At 68.9% G+C, this 20,911-nt stretch carries 13 protein-coding genes and 1 pseudogene; 11 read left to right on the top strand and 3 right to left on the bottom strand.

Features of this window, described 5'->3' with window-relative positions; translation table 11 throughout:
• The first annotated feature begins 26 nt into the window (after positions 1-26).
• The 5 genes from ACFYY1_RS24275 (at position 27) to ACFYY1_RS24255 (ending at position 9,751) form a co-directional block, all read left to right on the top strand.
• Positions 27-2,651, top strand: a complete 2,625-nt coding sequence (locus tag ACFYY1_RS24275; RefSeq protein WP_388589011.1) for a DUF262 domain-containing protein — start codon at positions 27-29, stop codon at positions 2,649-2,651.
• Between the two features lie 152 nt (positions 2,652-2,803).
• A complete protein-coding gene (locus ACFYY1_RS24270; RefSeq protein WP_388589009.1) occupies positions 2,804-3,304 on the top strand; it encodes a DUF4365 domain-containing protein in 501 nt (166 codons plus the stop codon).
• Positions 3,301-4,488 carry a hypothetical protein gene (locus tag ACFYY1_RS24265; RefSeq protein WP_388589007.1) on the top strand — a complete coding sequence of 396 codons (1,188 nt, stop codon included), beginning with the start codon at positions 3,301-3,303 and terminating at the stop codon, positions 4,486-4,488. The genes ACFYY1_RS24270 and ACFYY1_RS24265 overlap by 4 nt, the downstream gene beginning before the upstream one ends.
• A gap of 125 nt (positions 4,489-4,613) precedes the next feature.
• The gene (locus ACFYY1_RS24260) at positions 4,614-4,967 is read left to right on the top strand and encodes a hypothetical protein (RefSeq protein WP_388589006.1); all 354 of its coding nucleotides are present in this window, start codon (positions 4,614-4,616) and stop codon (positions 4,965-4,967) included.
• 521 nt (positions 4,968-5,488) lie between these two features.
• On the top strand, positions 5,489-9,751 hold the full coding sequence (locus tag ACFYY1_RS24255; protein WP_388589003.1) for a tetratricopeptide repeat protein: 4,263 nt from the start codon (positions 5,489-5,491) through the stop codon (positions 9,749-9,751).
• Between the two features lie 139 nt (positions 9,752-9,890).
• Here the strand turns inward: ACFYY1_RS24255 and ACFYY1_RS24250 are convergent, their stop codons facing one another.
• On the bottom strand, positions 9,891-10,400 hold the full coding sequence (locus tag ACFYY1_RS24250; RefSeq protein WP_388589001.1) for a hypothetical protein: 510 nt from the start codon (positions 10,398-10,400) through the stop codon (positions 9,891-9,893).
• 705 nt (positions 10,401-11,105) lie between these two features.
• On the opposite strand from ACFYY1_RS24250, the gene ACFYY1_RS24245 reads away from it, so the two are divergent.
• The 6 genes and pseudogenes from ACFYY1_RS24245 (at position 11,106) to ACFYY1_RS24220 (ending at position 16,086) form a co-directional block, all read left to right on the top strand.
• Positions 11,106-13,094, top strand: a complete 1,989-nt coding sequence (locus ACFYY1_RS24245; protein ID WP_388588999.1) for a serine/threonine-protein kinase — start codon at positions 11,106-11,108, stop codon at positions 13,092-13,094.
• A gap of 262 nt (positions 13,095-13,356) precedes the next feature.
• Positions 13,357-13,536 (top strand): annotated as a pseudogene (locus ACFYY1_RS24240) (transposase family protein); the annotation flags it as partial.
• A 164-nt stretch (positions 13,537-13,700) separates the two neighbouring features.
• Positions 13,701-13,823, top strand: a complete 123-nt coding sequence (locus ACFYY1_RS24235) for an RHS repeat domain-containing protein (protein WP_388588997.1) — start codon at positions 13,701-13,703, stop codon at positions 13,821-13,823.
• Between the two features lie 70 nt (positions 13,824-13,893).
• On the top strand, positions 13,894-14,163 hold the full coding sequence (locus ACFYY1_RS24230; RefSeq protein ID WP_388588995.1) for an RHS repeat domain-containing protein: 270 nt from the start codon (positions 13,894-13,896) through the stop codon (positions 14,161-14,163).
• A gap of 62 nt (positions 14,164-14,225) precedes the next feature.
• Positions 14,226-14,639: a hypothetical protein gene (locus ACFYY1_RS24225; protein WP_388588993.1), complete on the top strand. Its 414-nt coding sequence runs from the start codon at positions 14,226-14,228 to the stop codon at positions 14,637-14,639.
• 580 nt (positions 14,640-15,219) lie between these two features.
• A complete protein-coding gene (locus ACFYY1_RS24220; protein ID WP_388589166.1) occupies positions 15,220-16,086 on the top strand; it encodes a peptidoglycan-binding protein in 867 nt (288 codons plus the stop codon).
• A gap of 29 nt (positions 16,087-16,115) precedes the next feature.
• Here the strand turns inward: ACFYY1_RS24220 and ACFYY1_RS24215 are convergent, their stop codons facing one another.
• Entirely contained in the window at positions 16,116-20,456 is a 4,341-nt protein-coding gene (locus ACFYY1_RS24215; RefSeq protein ID WP_388588990.1) for a tetratricopeptide repeat protein, read from the bottom strand.
• A gap of 38 nt (positions 20,457-20,494) precedes the next feature.
• The gene (locus ACFYY1_RS24210) at positions 20,495-20,824 is read right to left on the bottom strand and encodes a CU044_2847 family protein (protein ID WP_388588988.1); all 330 of its coding nucleotides are present in this window, start codon (positions 20,822-20,824) and stop codon (positions 20,495-20,497) included.
• Between the last annotated feature and the right edge of the window lie 87 nt (positions 20,825-20,911).

Raw genomic sequence — 20,911 nt, 5'->3', positions numbered from 1 at the left:
CCGACGGGGCAATAGTCGGGGAGGGGATGGGCGTGCACGCGCAGGAGACGACGTTCAGCAAGCTGGTCCACGGCGAGACGCAGTTCCAGGTCCCGCTGTATCAGCGCACCTACACCTGGCAGCGTGACGAGCTGCGGCAGTTGTGGGACGACGTGCTGGAACTCGTCGAGGACAAGCTGGAGGACAGGGAGCCGGCGGCTCACTTCCTCGGGTCGGTTGTGCTCGCGCCGGAGCGGGTCGCGGCGGGCGGGATGCAGCGCTGGCTCGTCGTGGACGGCCAGCAGCGTCTGACCACGCTGATGCTCGCCTTCACCGCCCTGCGGGATCATCACCGTGCTCGCGGGCGGAAGAAGAAGGCCGCCCGCATCCACGACCTCATCCTGGTCAACGGTTACCAGGACGGGAGCGACCACTACCGTCTCCTGCCGACGCAAGCCGACCGTGAGGCGTTCGTCGCCTGCGTGGAGTCACTCCCCACGGCCGGTGGCGCGGGCAACATCGGTGGCGCTTACCGGTTCTTCCTGGCAGCGCTGACCGAGGGTGAGGAGCGCGCCGCCGAGAATTGGACCGCCGCTGTGGAGTCCGTACTCAGGGACTTCCTCTCCATCGTGTCGATCACCGCCGCCGAGGGTGACAACGTGTACCGGATCTTCGAGTCCATCAACAACACGGGTGTCGGCCTCAGTCAGAGCGATCTGCTGCGCAACTACCTGTTCATGTGCCTTCCCAAGCGTGGCGAGACCGTCTACCGCACCTTGTGGCTGCCGATGCAGGAGCTGCTCGGCCCGGCCAGGCTGGAGCTGCTCGTCTGGCTCGACCTGGTCGTCGACGGCGACAACCGGGCCAAGCAGAGCGAGATCTACCGGGACCAGAAGAAGCGCCTCGAACCGATCAGCTCGGACGAGGACGCACTGGAGGCGGAGGTCTCGCGGCTGTACGTGCGGGCCGGTCGCCTCATGCGGATCGTCGAGCCGTCGCGGGAGAGCGACCCCGGTCTGCGCGAGGTCCTGGAGCGGCTTGCCCGCTGGGGCGGCCAGACCCACTATCCGCTCGCGCTCCAGCTGCTCGACCGGCTGGACGAGGGGCACTGTGACCCCAAGGAGGCGACCGCCGCTCTCGCGTACGCCGAGAGCTACATGGTGCGTCGTCTGTTCGCCGGCAACTCCACCACGGGCAACAACCGCACCTTCATGGAACTGCCCAAGGAGGTGGAGAAGGAGCTGGAGAACGGCCGCTTGCTCGCGGACGCGGTACGACGTGCTCTGTCCGCCAAGACGGGGACACGGGTCTGGCCCTCCGACATGGTGACGCGGGAGTCGATCCGCAGCCGCCCCTTCTACAAGTCGGGACGTTCGCACCAGCGCTTCGAGATCCTGCGCCGCTTCGAGGAGAGCTATGCCGCCAGCGAGCCCGTCGACTACGGCAAGGCGAAGCTCACCGTGGAGCACGTGCTGCCGCAGCACCCCGCCCAGCAGTGGTTCGACCTCCTCGCGGAGGAGGCCGGAGAGACCGAGAGCCCGGAGGAGCTGCACACCCAGCTGGTGCACACTCTCGGCAACCTCACGCTCTCCGGCGACAACACCCGCCTCTCCAACCACCCCTTCCACCGCAAGCAGCAGATCCTGGACTCCAGCGCCCTGCGCATGAACCAGCACATCGCGGCCCAGGAGCGCTGGGGGAGGGCGGAGATCCTCGCGCGGGCCGAGGAGATGAGCGACCGGGCCGTGGAGCTGTGGCCCGGACCGATCGACGGGGTGGTCCACGCCAACGCCGAGTGGGTCGGTTGGGGTGAGCTGCGCCAGGCACTGCTGAGCATGCCGGCCGGTACGTGGACGACGTACGGTGACCTCGCCGCTCTCATCGGTACCCATGCCGTTGCGGTAGGCAGTCACATCAGCACGCGTCCCGCGCTGCACGGGGCCTATCGCGTGCTGATGGCCGATGGCAAGATCTCGCCCGGTTTCCGCTGGCCCGAGGGACAGGAGAATGCGCCCGCCCCACGGAGCGTTCTGGAGTCCGAGGGCGTTCCGTTCGACGAGTGGGGTCGCGCGCGCCGGGCCCATCGGCTCACGGCGGCGGACCTGGCTGCTCTGGTGGGCAAGGACGACTTCGAGGACGAGACGCCGGTTCGAACCGCCGAGGGGGCGGGAGACTCCCGGGGCATGGTCGACGGGGAGACCGCGACGGCACGATTCGAGACCCTGCTGCGCGACAACCAGACTCCCGGCACGGTGGAGGGGGTGCTCGCGACCCTGCGGTTCTGGGATGAGCAGGGCGGCTCTTTCGACTACGGGAAGAAGAGCGAGACCAGCTGCTTCCCGATGCTGTCCCTGGACGGCGCTCGCGCCCGATCGCTCTGGCCCCTGGCCCTGTATCCGGTGACGGGCACCGCCGAGGTGGTCTTCCAGCACCTGAAGCGCCGGCCGCCCTTCGACGACGAGGTGCTGCGACGTGAGCTGATGGCGCGGCTGAACGAGGTGGAGGGCGTCGACCTCGCGGAGGCGAAGCTGGACCTGCGCCCCTCGTTCCCGCTGGAGGTCTTCGCCGACAAGGGCGAGGAGCTGCGCGGCGTCCTGGAGTGGTTCGTCCACACGGTCGCGCTCGCGGAGGCCCGCCGGCCTGTCGACGATGCCCCCGAGGGCGCCGAGTGAACCCGCCCTACGCGACCTGACACAGTCGAAGCCTCTGGCCGGATCTGCCCTTAACGCAAGATCACTGCTCGGTTACTCTGCCGGGCAGTGATCGGTGTCACTCCGGGGCGTGGGCGCGTGGCGGGTGGCCTGCGACCGGAGCGCGGGGGCGGATGGAGCACAACAACCACCAGGGGTGGTACGGGGAGACCTTCGTGGCCGCCATCGCCGCTGCGGCGGGCTTCCAGGTGGCTGTGCCCTATCCGGACATCGGCAAGGACATGATCCTCGGGCGGGATCACGAGGATCCCGAGCTCGATGTCCAGATCGCCCTTCAGGTGAAGACACGGAGGATGGGCGACCTCGACCTGACCGACGGCCTCAAGATCACCCTGACGATCGACCAGTTCAAGCGGTTGCGCGGCCGACGGCAGGTGCCGTGCTACCTGGTGGTCGTCCTGGTGCCACAGGATCCAGCCACCTACATCCGCGTGAGCGAGCTTGAGTTGGTCCTCTGGCACTCAGCGTACTGGGTCTCGCTGGAAGACCGCCCGCTTCCGATTCAGCAGGGACAGAAGAGTGTCACCGTCACTGTCCCGAGGGAGAATCTGCTCACGGTCGACGCGCTGCACGAGTTCTTCCACAGGGCGTGCGAGGAGGTGCCCGCACCATGACGGCAGTAGGGGTGCCCGAGCGTGAGTTGAAGCGGCTGCGGCCGCGCGACGTGGAACGTTATCTGTACCAGAGGGGCTGGCGCCCGGGCGGCCGCGTCCGCTACAGCGCCCGCTGGGAGCGTGAGTGGGACGGTAGGCCACGCCGCGTGCTGCTTCCTCTGGACCGCGAGCTCGCCGACTACACGGACCGCATGGCCGATCTGATCGGCATGCTGGCCGAGCTGGAGGGGAGGCCCCCGGCCGCCGTCCACCAGGACCTGACCCTGTCCGGGCTCGACGTGCAGTACATCCGCACCATGCCGCGCACGCCCTCGGGCACCATCCCGGTGCAGGCGGCGGTGCTCGCGGTCACGAGTGCGCGGGACCTGCTGATGGCGGCCGCGTGCGACACCGTTCTGGACGGGCCGAGGCTGGTCCATCCACGGCGTAAGCCCCAGCGGGCCAAGGACTTCGTCGACAGCGCCCGGTTCGGCCCGTCGGCGCCGGGAAGTTACGTCTTCCAGGTCCAGGTGCCGTTGCCGGAGGAAGGGCCGCAGGGACACCTCTTTGAGGACGTGCCCGAGTGGGACATGGCGCCGGAGCCGTTCGCCCGCCAAGTCTCCCGTCGGATGTACGAGGCGGTGAGCGCGGCTCGATCGGCGGCGTACGATGCCGACGATCTCGATGACGCGGACCCGTTCACGTCAGCAGTCGACGAGGGAGTCTCGGCCGACCTCTGCGAGGCGCTCGCCGGCATGGGAGGCCACGATGGGCGTGAGGGGCGGGACCAGGCGCCGCTGCACGGGTTCTCGCTCTCGTTCGGCTGGTCGCCGCGCTGGCCCGTGCCGTACGGGAGCGGCCCGTTGGAGTTCTCGCCGAGAGATGTGCGGATCCTGCGTGAAGGCGCGCAGGACCTGCGGCGTCAGGCGCCCGAGCGCGGCGTGACGATCGTGGGCCGGACCACGAAGCTCAAGCGCGCCGCCGACATCGGTCCCGGTGATGTGACCGTCGTGGCCCGGCTGATGCGGGAGAACGGTGACCTCGTCGGTCAGGAACGGCAGATCCACATCCACCTCACGGAAGCCGAGTACGACCGAGCCACTGACGCCCACCGGGACCGGCGGGACCTTCGGATCGAGGGCGACCTGACACGGCGCGGCAACTATCACGAGCTGTCCCGGATCACCGGTTTCGACGTGCTGTGACAATACCGGTACGCCGGGTGTCTGACCGTGCCGGAGTGGGGCCGGTGGGCCGCCGCCCACGTGTTTGAATGGCTGTGTTTGACGTATTCGCCCAGGCCGGGGCGGTAAGAGGAGTGCGCAGAGCGATGACGACGCCGACCACCGACCTGGCAGGTGTGGCACAGCGGGCGGTCCGCCGCAGCACCGAGGCCGCCGACGAGCGGGCGGTACCCGAGATCGGCGACCTCGTCGAGGTCCGGGGCCTGCGCTGGGCCGTGGCCGAGGTCGACCAGGTCGGGGCGGACATGGGCGGGACCGGCAAACCAGGTGCGGTCTCGCTCGTGACCCTCAACAGTGTCGAGGAGGGCCGCTACAGCGGCACCCTCTCCGTCATCTGGGAGGTCGAGCCTGGGCGGCGGCTGCCCGCCGGCTCCCTCCCCGATGTCTCGGCCGGCAAGTTCGACCCGCCGGAGCGTCCCTGGGCCCTGCCCGTGTCCTGATGGCCGACATGAGGCCTTCGCTGTCGGCACCTACCTGGGTCTGGACGGCATCGCACGTCGATCGCTCCAAGTACACGCAGACCGCTGGAACCAGTGGCAATGGCAGGAACGTCCTTGCTATACCTGCGGAAAGGCTGGCCAGGGGGAAGGCGGGACGGCGTGACACGGCCGTGGAAGATTGCGCTGATCGTGATTGGAGTGGCCTGCATCGCGGCGACGCCGATGGTGTGGTTGCTGAACGGTCCAGGGAGGGGGGAGCTGGTTGGGGCTTCGTTGCAGGCTGGTACCGGGGTTGCAGCGCTGGTGTGGGCGTGGTTGCAGCCCGGCCGTGGGGATTCGGCCACGGATACAGGCCAGGCGAAGGCGTCTGGTGGTGGGTCCGCGCACACCGGGATCCGTAGGCCCGGTGGGGCGGGCACGGGAATGGTGTGGGTGGATCGGACTGGTGACGCCAAGGCTGACGGTGCCGGTAGTAATGCCGGCACCGGGGTCGACTACAGCTAGTCTCCGGGAGCGAATCGATGGAGGACGAGAACGGGTTTGGCGACGCACGGCCAGGCGCCGAGGTGCGGGACAGCGGCGACGCCCGCGCGACGGACGGCGGCACCGCGATCACCGGAGTCAGCGCAGCGACAGTGCCCGGCGCGCCCGGCTCCGTCTCAGTCAAGGCGACGGGGGCGGCATACGCCTCGCACGGTGGGGTCGCAATCACTGGGAACGTGGCGGGCGACGTCCGTGTGACACTGCCCTCCCTGCAGTCTCGCTCGGTGCAGGACTCCGTCCTGCCCGGCGAACGGCGCTCACGCCTGTTCGGGCGCGAGGCGGAGATCTCCACCGGCCTTGACGTGCTGCGGCGCACGGACGGCGGCAGCCGGGCGGCGGTTGTGGTGACTGGGGCTCCTGGCATCGGGAAGAGTGACGTCGCCCTGCGCATGTCCCGGCTTGCCGCAGAGCGGTACCCGGACGGCCAGTTTCACATTAATCTCGCGCTGTTGACCGGCCCCACGGACCTCGTGTCATCGATTCTCCACGTGCTCTTTCCGCCAGAGCATCCCCTGCCGGATCGCCGTGACCAGCAACTAACGCTGCTACGGACGACGCTCGCCGACAAGTGTGTCCTGCTGCTCGTCGACGACATCGTTTCGGAGGAAGCGCTCCTTGAGATCCTCTCCATCGACGGCCCGTTCGCACTGGTAGGAACCAGCCGGGTCAAGCTCAGTGGGCTAAGTGGCCTGGTCCGCCTCATCGACCTCGGTCCACTGCCGGGCGCGCCCAGCGAGGAGCTCGTATGGTCGGTCGCCGGTCCTGGTCGGCTGACCGGCGAGCAGGCGACCGCGTTGTCCGCGGCGTGCGCCGGTCACCCACTCGCCCTGCACATCGCCGCGGCGCATCTGGCCCGGCGGCCCCGGGTGAACGCCGACCGCTACCTGTCCGAGATCACCAATCCGGACCGTAGTGTCAAAGCCCTTGTCGCCGGTCAGACCGCGCTGCAGCCTGTGTTCCAGCAGAGCTTCGACGCACTCGAACATGACCAGGCGCAGGTCTTCTCCGCGCTCGGCGTCCTGCCGCACATGTCGTTCACCGTCGATGTCGTCGCAGCGGTCATCGCACAGCGTTCGCTGGACGAGATCAACGACGACGACCTCACGGACACAGCCGCGCTCCTCGACTCGCTGGTCGAGCTCAGCCTCATCGAGCAGATCGACGACGACCGATTCGTGATGCACGAAATTCAGCACCGCTTCGCCCGGCTGACGTCCGAGCCGTGGTCGGGCACACAACGGGCGGATGTTGTTCGTCATGCCTGTCTCGTCACGGCCGTCCGTGTGCGGTCGTCTACCGATGCGATCGGTTTTCTGGACGAGGAGGCGACCGTCCCTGCCGAGAGCAGTCCCGCAGCGCTGCGGTCGCTGGACGAGGACCGTCCCGGCGCTGTCGCTCTCGTCGAGATGGCCCGGCAGTACGAGGCCTGGGACCACCTACTGCTTGTCGCCTTCACGCTCACCGAGCACTTGCGGGTTGCTAGTCACTGGAAGGAGCTGGACCGCGTCTACCAGTGCGTACAGGAGGCCGGGGAGCTGGCCGGACACCCCAACTGGACGGCCACTGCGCTGCACAACCGGGCCGTCGTTGCCGCACACCTCGGTGAGAGCCAGGATGCGGCTGATCTATTCCACCATTGCGCTGAAACGGCGCGCGCGGCCAACGAAGCCGAGCAACTTTTCATGGCACAGCTCGGTCTGGGGACACTGCTGATCAACTTGGGCCGGCCTCGTGACGCCATCAAGTACCTGCGAAATGGACTGCCCTACTGGAGGACCGCCGGGCATCATCAGGCACTAGCGCTTGCCCTAGGCAACCTGGGCCAGGCGTACCTGGCGGTCGGACAGATCCGCCGGGCCGAGAACTACCTGCGCAACAGTCGGGACCTGAGCCGGAGCAGTGGCTTCGGTGAGATGCTCGCTGCGCGGTCGGTCGCCAGACTGCTCAGCAGCATGGGCCGCGAGGCGGAGGCGGCGGAGGAGTCCGTCCGGGACATCGAGCGGGCACGAGTCATCGGCAGCCGGGAGTGGGAGGCGCAGGCGCTGATGGACCTTGCGGCGGTCCCGGCCAGCGCCCGGCCGGAGTCTGCTCCGGCCGGGCCGCTTGAGGCAGCCCTGTCTATCCATCAGGAGACGGGTGACGTGCAGGGCCAGGTCCGGGCGTTGTTCCGGCTCGGTGAGGGTGCCGCGCATCGCGCTGACCTCGACCGGGCCGCAACCTACCTCGCGCAGTGTGCCGAGCTCGCCATCGGAATCGGAGACCACCAGCATGCGGCGCGCTCCCTGACCTATCTCGCCTCGTACAGCGGCGGTATCGGGCACCACGACACGGCGGAGTCGCAGTTCGCGATTGCGTCGGACATGGCCCAAGAGTCCGGCAACCCGATCCTTCAGGCAGATGTCCTGCGGAAGCGAGCCCAGTTGCTGTGGCACCGCGGGAGGATCGGAGACGCCGTCCGCCTGCTAACTGAAGCGGAGCAGTCTCTCGCCGCCACTGACGAGAGTCGGGCGCTCGCCCAGGTGCGGGCGGCGCTGGGAGAGGCCCTGGTCGTCGCGGGGCAGTGGCAGGACGGCGCACGCATGCTGCGGTCCGTAGTCTCCGACTTCAGCGACGCCGCCTCCCCCTGCACCCGGGCCCGGGCGACGCGCGCTCTGGCTGTCCTCCACTCACGACGCGGCCAGCACACCGAAGCCCTGTCCGCGATCACAACGGCACTCAACGACTGCGAACAGCACGACGACGTCGAAGGCGTCCTGCACTGCCGGATGGCACTGGCCAACATCCACGCACGGGCTGGGCGATGGGACGAAGCAGCCGACCAGTACGAACAGACTGCGCGAGCCGCTGCCGAGCACAAAGATCTCCATGTCCTCCTCTCCGCCCGCGCGCAGGCCGCGACCTGCATGCTGGAGACCGGCAACCGGGATGAAGCCGTTGCCCTGATGACTAAGAACATTCCGCTCGCCGAAAAGCTCGGCATGGACAGCGTGCTGACATCCCTGCACACCAACCTCGGCTCCTGCCACGCCGAGGTCGGCGACCACACCGTCGCGGCAGCATCCTTTCGTACGGCCTTGCAGATCAGCGAACGTCTCGGCGATGGCCCGCTGCGCGCCACCTGCCTGTTCAACCTGGCCCGCGCTGAGAAGGCCCTCCACGCATCGGAGGCCGCGCGTTCCCGCGCCCGTCAGGCCTTCGCGCTCCATCAGGCGCTCGGCAACTGGCCCGAGGCAGGAGAGACTTTGGTCTTCCTGAGTGCACTCCACCACGAGACGGACCCGGACGGCATTGTACCGAGCCCCGTGGAGCTCGTGGGTGCCAGCCCGGTCGACCTGCGCGTCCTCGAATCACTCCGCGCTCGCGTCCTCCGGGACGATCGCGACAATGCAGTGGTGCCGTCCCCCACCCTGCCCCGGCTGCGAAGCGTGCGGATCTCCGATACCGTGCAGCAGGCGCTCGCCGCATTCGACCTGGATTCGCTCACGCTCCGGTTCGCCAACTCCCGGCAGTACTGCACTATATGCAATCTGATCATCGACGAGTCCGGCGAGGCCGAACTCCTCTACCTCCGCCACCCGGCTGTCGACCACCTGATGCTCCGGCTCGCGCACTCCCACTGTCACCTCTCCGAGGTGATCGAACTTACCGGCCCGGCCCCCGATCGCTCACCGGAACGCCTCGACGCCGAGTGCATCCTCTTCGGCGGCGACCGCGCCGGAATCGTCCTCGACTGCCACGGCGGCTGGGGAGCGATCAACGGCAGCCGCCGCATCGAGGACGTCATCCTCCGGCTCTTCCTGGAGTCAGGCTTCACCAACTTGCGCACCTTGTACACCGATAACGGTGGCAAGCCCCTCGACCTCCGCGACCTGCCGCCCGTCCCCGGCCGGGACCTTCAGGCCCGCCTGGTCGACAACAAACTCACTCTCAGCAGCCCTCACGGCGACCTCCTGCCGGGGCTGCCGCTCAACTTCCTTCCTCGCTGGTACGAGCGGGCCCACCATGGCTCGCTGATCGTTATCGTCGGCCGGAACCTTCCGGGCATGGTGGCCGACGACCCCACGTACCTCAATCGGGCCATCCTCCTTGGGCAGGCTGTTGGCGCAGCCGTGCCGCTATCGGTGGTGCGGCCACGGAGGAATGCGCCGTGTCCATGCATGATGCGGAGGGGGCGGAAGTTCAAGCACTGCTGCAGCGGGCAGGAGGGGAAGGCAGTGTCGGCGAGCGACGGAGGAGGGTGATGTGATCCCCCGGCCGTAATAGGCCCTGCTTTCCTTGCCGTTGGAGACCGCTGCGAGTTTGATCCGGAGCGCGATGCCGATTGTCGGCTTCTGGGGTGTGCAACGTATCCACGATGCCTCTGGCCGTTCCTGGGCCGGCCTATTCGTTGGCGATTCCGGTGACGGCTTTGGAGCCGGGGCCGGAGGCTTCCGCGTCTCCGGTATGCGCGACCTTCGACGCGCCGGGACGGTTACCGCCTGCGTTCCGGATTCCTGTGATCGCCCTGCCGCCGTCGCGGGCTGTCGCGTTGCCGGTGTCGATGGCTGTGTCGCCGACTGAGGTAGTGAGGTATTCGAGGAGTGCACGCAACTCTGCTGCTGCGCGGCTCTGTTCGGCCCCGTCGAGGCGGTCCAGTAGGGCTTCGAACCGTCCGGCCCACAGCCCTTCCTGTCGCGCCCGCTCTGCGTCGGCATCGCCTGATGATGGGGGCGTCAGCGCTTGCGCGGTGTGATCGAGCCGCACAAGCTCCGCCTTCACTCGCTCGGCGTCACCACGGCCGACCAACTTTGCGGTGCGACGCTGCGTCACGGGCCAGAACGCGGTACCCACGGCCCGGACCAGTGCCTGTCCGCTTTCTGTCGCCAGCGCCGTCAGCTCTTCAAACAGCATGTTCGCCCCCAAGCGCGGTCAGAGGTCGCAGGGCAACCTCTCACGACTTACCCGTGTACCCGCTCAAAGTTATCTGGGACGGAGAGACGGAGTGCAGCCCGACGCCGGTGAGCGGAGAATCTGGCTTGCACTTGTCGCTCAAGTCACTGTCTTGCACGACTTTGGTGTGGCGACGTCGGCCCTCTGGTCCGAGGCAGTAAGTCAGGCGCCCGTGACGCTCAGTTGACGCTCCAGGCCCGGGGCGACACCCGGACAGCGGCTGACAACCCCATCTGACCTGGGCTTTCTTTGATGGCTTGGAGTTGTACACGTTATCGATGACGCATCATGTGGAGTGTGTGGCCATCCTGGAGTTGGTTAATTAGGGCTCAGACCTGCGGTTTCGCGGGTTGGTGGTATGCGTCGTGTCGGCGTTATGGGCAGTATCCTGACGCTCGTTCTGATGGAGAGTCAGGCGAATCTCGAGGAGAGGCCGGGCCGTGGTGCGCACCGATGAAAAGGCGCACTGCGGCGAAAGCGACGAAGCGCGGCGAGCGAGGCTCGTCGGCTCCGTTCGCTCTTGTGCACTCGATGAGGAAGCACTGCCGAACATTGCCTGAGAAGGCAGTGCCTATCGCCTCGACGCGCGGCTAATATCCAGCTTTCAGGTACCGGCATGCGTCCGGCCTTTGGCCTGCTGCACGTTTGAAGGAGATCGGGAGCCCGGTGAGCAGTGCTCGTTCTGGTGGGCGGGTGCTGGTTGCCCACCCCGGTGACCCCAAGCGCGTTGGCCCCTACCGGATCATCGGACGCCTCGGTTCAGGGGGCATGGGCACGGTGTTCGCCGGCCTCGACGCCGCTGGTCTCCGGGTCGCGGTCAAGGTCGTCCACCCTGCTCAGGCGGACGACGCGGAGTTCCGGGCGCGCTTCCGCCGAGAGGTGAAGCTCTCCGTCCGTGTCCAGGGCCCCTGCCTCATACCCCTGATTGCGGCTGACGTCGAAGCACCGTCGCCGTGGCTGGCCACTGCCTATGCCCCAGGGCTCACCCTCGATCGGTTCATCGCCGCGCACGGGTCGCTGGCCGGTGGCACCCTCTACGCCTTTGCTGCGGGCACAGCCCAGGCTCTCGCGACCATTCACGCCGCGGGTGTCGTCCACAGGGACGTCAAGCCGCAGAACGTCATCCTGACCCCGGCCGGTCCCCGCGTCCTGGACTTCGGCATCGCTCACGCCGCCGACGGCACATCCGTGACGCGCACCGGCATTCTGACCGGCACCCCAGGATGGATCAGCCCTGAGCACTACCGTACCGGAACGACGGGTCCCGAGGGCGACATGTTCGCCTGGGGTGCCCTCATAGCCTTCGCGGCCACCGGTCGCGTGCCCTTCGGCGGGGGAGCCCCCGACTCGGTCGCTTACCGGGTCATGTCCGAGGAGCCTGATCTGCGTGGTCTTCCCGGTGAACTCCACGCCATCGTGAGTAGCGCTCTTGCCAAGGAGCCGGGTGACCGAGCCACCGCGAGGCACGCTGCCGAGGCATGTACCGTCCTCCTAGCAGCACAGGCCACGCAGGTCGCGCCGGCCGGCGTGGAACCGACACTGGTGGGCGATCTCGTCGCAGCCCGGTGGGACCTCCCCATGCTGGACGACCCGAACTGGAGACGTCCTGCCCGTTCACGCAGGCACATCATCGGTATCGCGGTGGCTGTGGGCACTCTCATCGGTGGTCTAGCAGGTGGAGCGCTGGCTCTGCAACCCGACAAAACGGGGACGACCTCGTCAAGTTCCGGCCCTCATGCCAGTGCATCCCCCACCAAGGCCGCTGCCGCGTCGCCCTCCGCTCCATCCGTAGCAAGTTCTCAGGCTCCAGTGAGCGCGGCGTCGACTCCCTCTTCTGCGGACGCAGATGAGGCAACGATCGCCACGTGGCGTGCGGCTCGCCGCGCCAAGGGAGAGGCGGAGATCGAGACCGGGGCCGCACTCGGGCACGATGTCAGCCTCGGTGTGGGGGAGGAGTACAACTACAGCGGCCGGTACGACGTGAGCTACGCCCCATCCCGGAGAGAGCTCTACATAGCCATCAGTGGTCCGATCGTGGATACACGCGTTGTGCAAGGAGTGGCCAAGAACGCCTGCTTCACCCTGCGAATGATGGCAGACATATACAAGGACCTTCCGTACGACGAGTACGTCCTGGTCGACAACACCGCGTCCACGGCACCGGCGATCGTGTGGGAGGACGACTTCCGTGCCAACACCGGCTGCATCACGCAGACCATCGACCGCACTTCCACCGACCTCGGGCAGGCATCGAGCTGGCACCCCACTGAAGAAGGACTGGCCGCGGCCCGGATCCCCAGCGTCGACCAGCGCGAGATCAGAGTGGCAACCGAGGCGGTCCACCAGCTCTTTGCCGACTGGAACGCCAACTCCCGGCTGGTCGAGAACCCCCGCTACATCAGCGACGAGAACACCAGCATCGGCTTCGCTCCGCATGAAGGTGTGATGTACGTGTGGGCCACGAAGCCCGAGTGGGACCGGAACACGCGGGACGAGTGGGGAGAGGTCGCCGCCGGCGCAGCCTGCCGGACGGTTCTCGCGGAATCCCGCGCGGGGCAGGAATGGGGCTACGCCCAGTACGCGGTGGCGGTCCTCGACAGCGCTGGAGGCACGGAGTTCCTCCGCTGGGGCACGGCCGGCAGCTGTACGAGCTGACCTCGGCTCAGGCCATCATCGTTGCGCTGGGTGGTAGTCGCTGAGCGTGAGATGCCTTCGGGACTGCTGTCGGACGCCGAACACGGGCCTTGGGCCTGCCGGACCAGCGAGTATCTCTCCAGGCTCGCGTCGGGATTCGGCGCGGTTCAAACCGCGGCCCCATGCTTATGGGAGTGGCTCTGACCTGTGCGAACGCGGCCGGTAGTTGGGCGTTGCGGAAGGGTTCGGGCGTTTTCGGGACGGCAAGTCGGTGGACGGCGAAATGCGAGGGAAGCGACGGGCCTGTGAGAAGAGGCAGAGGCGTGCTCCACGCCTCCCCATGAACCGTCGTGCCCTGCGACTCGTTCATCTCCGTCACGGTGTCACTCATGATGTGCTGGCCTGCTGGTTCGTCATGGACCGCGCCACCGCCACCCGGACCATCGGTAAAGTGCGGCCCCTGCTTGCCGAGCGGGACTGCAAGTTCGAGAAGGACGCCCCGACTGGTACGAGGAGATGTACGAGCGACAGCGCGAGGAGAACTCCTCACGACGCATTCGGGTACGACCGTGACAACCGCTGGATCACCTTCGAGTACGACGAGACAGGTGCCCCGACGTCGATGCGTTGGGCGCAGCGACCCATTTCGAATACGACCCTTATGGCCGCCTGTTGTCCCACACGGATCCGCTGGGCCACGTCAGTCGCTTCACATATGACGAGAACGGTCGGCTGACTGTGATGGAGTGACCGGACGCCACTAGCGCGAACGAGGCCTGACGGGGCTCGCTTCGAGTTCAGTCACGATGCCAACTTGCGTATGACGGGTGTCATCAATCCCCAGGGCCTGGAGTGGCACTACGAGTACGATCCGGCCGGACGCCTCATATCCGAGTGCGACTTCGATGGTCGCACCGTGACGTACACCTACGACGCGGCCAACCGGATGACCTCAAGGGCGAACAACCTCGGCCGGACTGTCCGGTTCGAGCACAACAGCCTTGGCAAGGCAGCCGTCAGGGACATTGACGGTGAAGTGACCACCCGATGGCTACAGCTACTGCATGCGCCGACTCTAGGAGTAGCGTGATGAATGAAAGGTCGACGGAGGCACCGAATACAGATGAGGCATGGTCCAGGCTGACTCCGTCGGTGATCGCCAGCGTCTCTCAATACGACGCCTGCCGATTGGAAATCGAGCGATCTCGGGTTTCGCCCAGCATTCGTGAGAAATTTGCAGATCCACTGTATTCCGTGAAGAATCTGTTCTCGTTTTGGGAGCATCTTGTGCGCAGGATGGAGTCCGGCTGGCAACTGCCAGGGCAGTACCCGATCAGCGCATACATCAATGATCTGGATTCGCGTGATCAGTTGCAGATTGCCATGGGCACGCTGACCGACGAGGCCCAAACGGAGTTGTCTGCTCTGCTGGCAGCATTGGATGCGCGCTTCGTGCACCAGTCGGTGCCGGACGAGGTGGGGGAGCTCCGGCCGTGGCTGAAGCCGTCCTCGGGTGAAGAGCCGCATGGATTCTGGCTGCGCAAGCCTCGTAATCACCCTTGGTAGACCGAAAGCCCGCCTCCTGGTGGTGGGGGGCAGGGATTGCCTTGTGAAAGGGACTCACCGCGCCCCGTGGTGCGTCTCCGCGGAGCTGTCGACCTCCTGGGGGCGCTACCTTCGTTCTCGTTCTCGTCTTTCAGCTCTTTCGGTGACGTCTAGGGCCGGGTGGCCGTCGCCATCGACCGGATGCGCGACGAGAACGGGACACCGGACGACCTCGACATTCTCGAAGGCGAGGTCGTCCGGCGGCACGGGCCCGGACCCGGCGCGAGAATTCTTGCTGGAGATCACCGAATGGGGCTGATCAATGTCGAACCGTCTGTCATGCCGGTCGACGATTCACCCAGGGCCCTGCGGGCCCACCGTGATCGGAGGTTGTGGTGGGCCCGCAGGGCCCTGGAGGGTCGCCCGCCTCCCTGGAAGGCTCTCGCCAAGCAACACGCGTAGAACGCGTGGAACTCAAGGAGGACGGGACATGTGTGAGCACTGCGGTCCGGCCGACGGAGCCGCTGGGGAACTGATGGGTCTGCGACCGGCGGGTCCGTCGCGCAGAAAGCTGCTGCTCGGCGTCGGCGCCGGGCTCGGGGTGGTGTTGACGGGTGTGCCGGCCCTGACCTCGTCGGCCGCGGCGGCGACGCTCAAGGACGGCCGGTGGTGCAACCCCGCGCGGGGGCACTTTCCCGCAGGCGGCTACTACGGGGCCCCGCGCGGCCCCTACCCGCACGCGGGTCAGGACGTCACCAACTCGACGGGTACCGCCGTCTACGCCGCGGCCGCCGGCACCGTCGTACGTCGCGGCACCGGTGTCCTGTCGGGGCGCACCGGGAACGGCCTGGTCATCGCGCACGGCGGTGGGCGGTACACCTACTACGGGCACCTCAGCGCGTTCCGGGTCCCGCTGAACGCCAAGGTCGCCGCAGGGCAGCGCATCGCCGACATGGGTGCCACGGGCAAGGTGACCGGCCCCCACCTCCACTTCGAGACCCACAGCGGAGGGCTGGGTTCCACGGTCAACCCGGTGTCGTACCTCGCCGCACGGGGTGTGGACCTGGGCGGCGGCTGGCCGGCCATCGACCCCGGCGCCGTGGGCGCGACGGTGAAGGCCGTCCAGTACCTGATCACCCGGCGCGGCACCGCGCTGGTCGCCGATGGCAACTACGGTTCGGTCTCGGTGAAGGCGGTCAAGAAGTTCCAGTCCTCCCGAGGTCTGGTGGCGGACGGTCAGATCGGTCCGAAGACCTGGCCGAGCCTGGTCTACCCGCTCCAGCGGGGCAGCTCCGGAGCGCATGTGCGCGGCCTTCAGGCGGTGCTGAACAAGCACAGCGCGGGACTTGCCGTCGACGGAGACTTCGGTTCGGTGACCAACTCGGCCGTGCGCGCCTACCAGAGCGTCAACCGCCTGGTCGTCGACGGCAAGGCGGGCCCGAAGACCTGGGAGGCCCTCGTCGGGTGACGGCGGCGCCGGCCGACACCCGTTCCGGCTCACTGGTGACGCGGGGACCGCGCCGCGCCGAGTGCGTACCAGAACGCGGCTTCCTCCTCCTCGCCCTCCGCGTGCGCGACGTCGCCCAGGAGTGTGAGCAGGGCCGTGGGGAGCGAGTGCGGGTGCGGTGCGGGGGCAGAAGCGGGGGCAGAAGCGGGAGGGGATGGAGTGGGGGTGTGGGGGTGGTGCGGCTCGGCGGGGGGTGCCGGTGGTGCGTGCAGGTCGCGGGCCCGCGACTGATGGCCCTCGCTCAGCAGTAGTTCCGCGTAGACCTCGCGCGCCTCGGCCGCGGTTTCGGTGTCCGCGCACTCGATGGCCTGCTCCAGCCAGGGGTACGCCTCCTGCGGGCGGCCGTCCGCGGCCAGTACCCGGCCGAGCAGGAGCAGTGCCTGCGGGCGGTGCTCGGTGTCCTGGGAGTGGGCCAGCGGCAGCAGGGTCCGTTCCGCCTCGGGGAGCAGGCCCAGGCGGAAGAGGGTGCTGCCGAGGTAGCGGCGGGCCAGTGGGTCGACGGACGGGTCGCCTGCGGCGAGGGCGTCGGTCAGCAGGCTGCGGGCCGATTCGAGGTCGTTGACGGAGCGCCGGACCACGCCGAGCAGCGCGCCGGCCCAGGGGGTCGTGCGCGGGCCCGCCAACTCCAGGACCGCCTGGAGCAGTTCTCCGGATGCCTGCACCTCCCCGGTGTCCAGCAGATACTCTGCCGCACGCAGATAGGCGAGGGCGAGGCCCTCCTCGTCGTCCGAGTCCTCCTCCCGGACCAGCAGTTGGCCCGCGGCGCCGGGCTCCCGGTGCAGCAGCCGCACCGCCAGATAGGCGCGGGCCACCTCGGTGACCTGGGACGGCTCGCCCCCGACGACGGTGCGCAGCAGCTCCTCGGCGGCCTCGCCCTCGCCGTCCTCGATCAGGCACTTGGCCAGGTGGAACCGTCCGAACTGGGAGGCGGCACCGGCGTCCGCCGCTGCCGCGGCCCGGAACTCGCCCAGCCCTTCCTCCCGTCGGCCCATGGCGACGAGCACCGTGCCCAGCACTGCGCGCGCCCAGACCACGGCCGTGGCGTCGTCCGCGTCGGCCACCCCCCGCAGCAGGCCCTCCGCCCGCTCGTGGTCCCCGGCACCGGCGAGCATGACGGCCAGGTCCATGCCGGCGATCAGCGACCACTGCGGATGGCCGGAGTCGATGGCGACGCGGTACGCGCGCTCGGCCTCCTCGACGCGGCCGTCCAGGGCGAGGAGGTCCCCGAGGAAGTCGGCCGCACGGGGGCCCTGATGCGGGTGCGCGGAGTCGATGACGGCAGTCAGCAGGGCTGCTGCCGCCGCCCCGTCGCCCTTCTTGTTGGCGAGCAGGACCGCGAAGTCGACCTGGGCCGTCCGGGACCAGTGCTGGTGTCCGGAGTCGATGGCGGTGCGGTACGCCCGCTCGGCGTCCTCGACGCGGTCGTGCAGGGCGAGGATCGCGCCGAGGACGGCGGCGGCGTACGGGCCCAGGTTGGGGTGGGCCGAGTCGACGACGGCCGTCAGCAGTTCCGTCGGCCGGGTCAGGTCCTCGTCCAGGGCCGCGAGCACGACGGCGAACTCGATCCGGGCCATCGCCGACCAGTCCGGATGGCCGGTGGCGATCGCGCGCCCGAACCATTCCTCGGCGGCGGGACGATCCCCCTGATTGGCGTACCACTCGCCGAGCCCGCAGGTCGCGCGCGGCCCGTGGCCGGGATGGCCGGAAGCGGCCGCCTCGTGCAGCAGGGCCATCCCCTGCTCGATCCGGCCCTGCGGGTGCAGCACCACGGCCAGCAGGATCTTGGCGTACGAGTCGAGCAGGGGATTGCCGGAGGCGATCAGCTCCCGCAGGATCCGCTCGGCCTCCTCGGCCCGGCCGCGGACCATCAGCAACTCGCCCAGGCCCACCTGGGCCAGCGGCACCGCGTGCGACTGTCCGCCGGCCAGCACCGAGCGCAGCACCTCCTCGGCACGGTCCAGCTTTCCCCGGCCGGCCAGTACCCCGCCGAGGTTCGCCCGTGCCACCGCGGTGACCTGCCCCGCCATCGACTCGCCCATCGCCCGGGACAGCGCCCACGGCTGCTCGACGGGCTCCGCCGCACCGCCGCGCGAAATGCCCGTACCCACCCGGGACTTGACCCGGTCCGCGCCCGCCACGTGCCCGGTCCGCACCCCGGCTGCTTCACCGGCCCCGGTCAGCGCGTTGACCAGCTGTGCCTGCGCCCGGTGCGCCACCTCGTGGTCCCCGGCGGCGACGATCGACTCCAGCAGCCCCTCGGCCCGATCGCTCTCGCCCTCCGCGAAGAGCAGGGCCGCCAGGCTGACCTGGGCCATCTGGGAGAGCTGGGGGTCGAGGGCGCCCACGGCGCTCTCCAGCAACTGCCGCGAACGGTCCCGGTCACCGGCCATCATGAGGATCTCGGCCAGCATGACCTGCGCCAGCGGGACCACACTGTCCACGGTGGTGGCGGCGGCGCGTTCGAACCGGTCCGCCGCCGCCGTGAACTCCGCCCGGTACAGATACATCTCTCCGAGCACCAGCATCGCCCATGCCGCGCCGTCCCGGTCGTCCGAGCCGTCCGCCACCCGCAGCAGCATCCGCTCGGCGGTCTCCGACTCGCCCCGGACCAGCGCCGTGTACGCGCTCGGCAGGAGTTCGGCGGCCGTCCGGCGGCTCGCCAGGTACTCCCAGGCGAAGCGGGGCACCGCGGCCGAGGGATCGTCGTCACGGGTGTCCAGGTACTCCGACATGTACGGAGTGCCGGCGTACTCCGCGGGGCCGTCGGGCGCCCCCGTGCGGTGAAGCAGCGCGATGGTGCCCGTCACCGGTTCGCGGGCCCAGGCCAGACCGATGCGGTACGCGCTCTCGTCGGCGTCCAGATCCGGGCGGTGCTCGGCCAGATAGGCGGCGAACAGCTCCCGCAGCGCGGCCTCGGGGACCGGCTCGGCCACCCCCATGCGCAGCCAGTCCAGGGCCACCCTGGCCAGCGCCCACCCGGCCGGGCAGCTGTCGATCCCGTCCGCGAAGCGCTGCTCCAGGCTGGGCGCGGCGACCATGAGTTCGCCGATGCCCCGGGCCGTGAAGTCCTCCTCGGGGTACGTCTCACGGGCGGTCGCCGCGTCCTCGGGGGCGAGCAGCGACGGCAGTTCGACGGTGCTCGCCTTGTTCAGGACAGTGCGCGCGATACGGCCGATCTCGCTCTCCATCCCGGTCAGCGCGGCCCGTTGCGCAGCCGGGATCGTCGCCACGACGGTGACGGCCGGTTCCTGCCGGGCCAGCCGGTCCAGGATCTGCAGATCGAGGCCGCCGGGCCGGAGATAGCGGTGCAGATCGTCCAGCCAGAGCACCACGGGGTCGGATCCGGTGGGCAGCCGGAGCCGGCTGAGATCGTCCAGGACCCGGCGCCCCGAGTCGTCCGGGCGCGGCACGACCAGCCGGGCGCCCGGCACCGTACGGACCAGCGCCTCGTACAGGGTCCGCGACTTGCCCGCCTTCGAGCGCCCGACCAGGACCACGAACCGCCGGCCCGCGACGAGTTCGCCGAGCCGGTCGTCCTGGGCACGGCGGGGAACGTACGGAGCGCCGGCGCCCGGACCGCCGCTGCCGGAGCCGCCGTACTTGGAGCGGGCCACCCCGATGTCGTACGGGTCCACCTCGTCGACCCGGGGGATCTCGCCGTCCCCGGTCAGCGGGACCCACAGCAGGCTCTCCAGCCGGTCCCGCAACTCGGTGCCGCTCGCACCCTTGACGTGCTGCCCGAGCTCCGGCCAGTAGCGGACGAGCGTCTCGACCCTGATCGCGTACGCGGTGCGCCGGTCCACCGAGGTGACCCTGTCGCGGGCGACCAGCATGCCGACGACGCCCCCGCTGTTGACGTCCCACACGGGGGAGCCGGAGAAGCCCTTCTCCAGCCCCCAGCCGGTGTGCGGGGCGGCCTCCACCTGGAGCCACTCGCTGCCCGCGTGGCCGATGATCTCGCCCCGCACCGGGATGCCCCGGCGCCGGTGCTCCTCGGGGTAGCCGTAGGCCCGGAAGCGGTGGTCCCAGGTGCCGGGGTCGGTGGTCCGCAGCGGGGCCGGCCGGGCCTCCGGGGGTGCGGGCGCGCCGAGTTCGAGCACCGCGACATCGCCCGTCCCGTCCCCGGTGTCGGGATGCCAGCCGCCCGGCACCACGCAGGCGGGCAGCGGCTCGTGCTCCGACGCGTACTGGAACCCGACGAAGACCGGCTGCTCGGGCACGTCCGGAGCCCTGCCGGGACGTACGACATGGGCGCAGGTCAGCACGTGCCGCGGGGTGACCAGCAGTCCGGCGCCCACCGGGTCGCCCTGCCCGGTCCTGCGGATGCTCACCAACCAGGGCGGACGCTCCCAGTCGGGGGACACCGGGCTCAGGCCGTACGGTCCGGGTCGGGCCGGGTCCAGCGGACCTTGACCGCGAAGTGGCCCTCCACCGCCGTCTTGGCGATCACCACCCCGGACTCGGCGTTGAACTTCATCCCGAACTCGATCTCGTACTCGTCCGGCCCCAGCGCCCGGACCGATTCGACCACCGACCGGATCGCGGGCCGGGCCTGGGCGAGGGCGTCCTCCAGCCGGCGACCGGCCCGGACGACCTCGCCCGACTCCCGGGAGATCCGTTCGAGCCCCGGTGCGTCATCGGCCACCTCGACCTGCAGCGAGGCCCCGTCCGGTCCGTCGAAGGACACTACCTCGGTCATCAAGTCCCCTTGGAATGAAGGTGATTGAGCGGAGCAAGGGATTTCGGTGGGTCGATCATAATGGCCGTGACAGCGGACCGGTGCAGG

The sequence above is a fragment of the Streptomyces sp. NPDC001890 genome (assembly GCF_042891445.1).
Classification (GTDB): domain Bacteria; phylum Actinomycetota; class Actinomycetes; order Streptomycetales; family Streptomycetaceae; genus Streptomyces.
This window is presented reverse-complemented; position numbering and strand designations above follow the sequence as displayed.

Excerpts from the sequence above, each read along its gene's own strand:
- ACFYY1_RS24275 (WP_388589011.1), top strand. The coding sequence starts at position 27 with ATGGGCGTGCACGCGCAGGAGACGACGTTCAGCAAGCTGGTCCACGGC.
- ACFYY1_RS24270 (WP_388589009.1), top strand. The coding sequence starts at position 2,804 with ATGGAGCACAACAACCACCAGGGGTGGTACGGGGAGACCTTCGTGGCC.
- ACFYY1_RS24265 (WP_388589007.1), top strand. The coding sequence starts at position 3,301 with ATGACGGCAGTAGGGGTGCCCGAGCGTGAGTTGAAGCGGCTGCGGCCG.
- ACFYY1_RS24260 (WP_388589006.1), top strand. The coding sequence starts at position 4,614 with ATGACGACGCCGACCACCGACCTGGCAGGTGTGGCACAGCGGGCGGTC.
- ACFYY1_RS24255 (WP_388589003.1), top strand. The coding sequence starts at position 5,489 with ATGGAGGACGAGAACGGGTTTGGCGACGCACGGCCAGGCGCCGAGGTG.
- ACFYY1_RS24250 (WP_388589001.1), bottom strand. The coding sequence starts at position 10,400 with ATGCTGTTTGAAGAGCTGACGGCGCTGGCGACAGAAAGCGGACAGGCA.
- ACFYY1_RS24230 (WP_388588995.1), top strand. The coding sequence starts at position 13,894 with ATGACGGGTGTCATCAATCCCCAGGGCCTGGAGTGGCACTACGAGTAC.
- ACFYY1_RS24210 (WP_388588988.1), bottom strand. The coding sequence starts at position 20,824 with ATGACCGAGGTAGTGTCCTTCGACGGACCGGACGGGGCCTCGCTGCAG.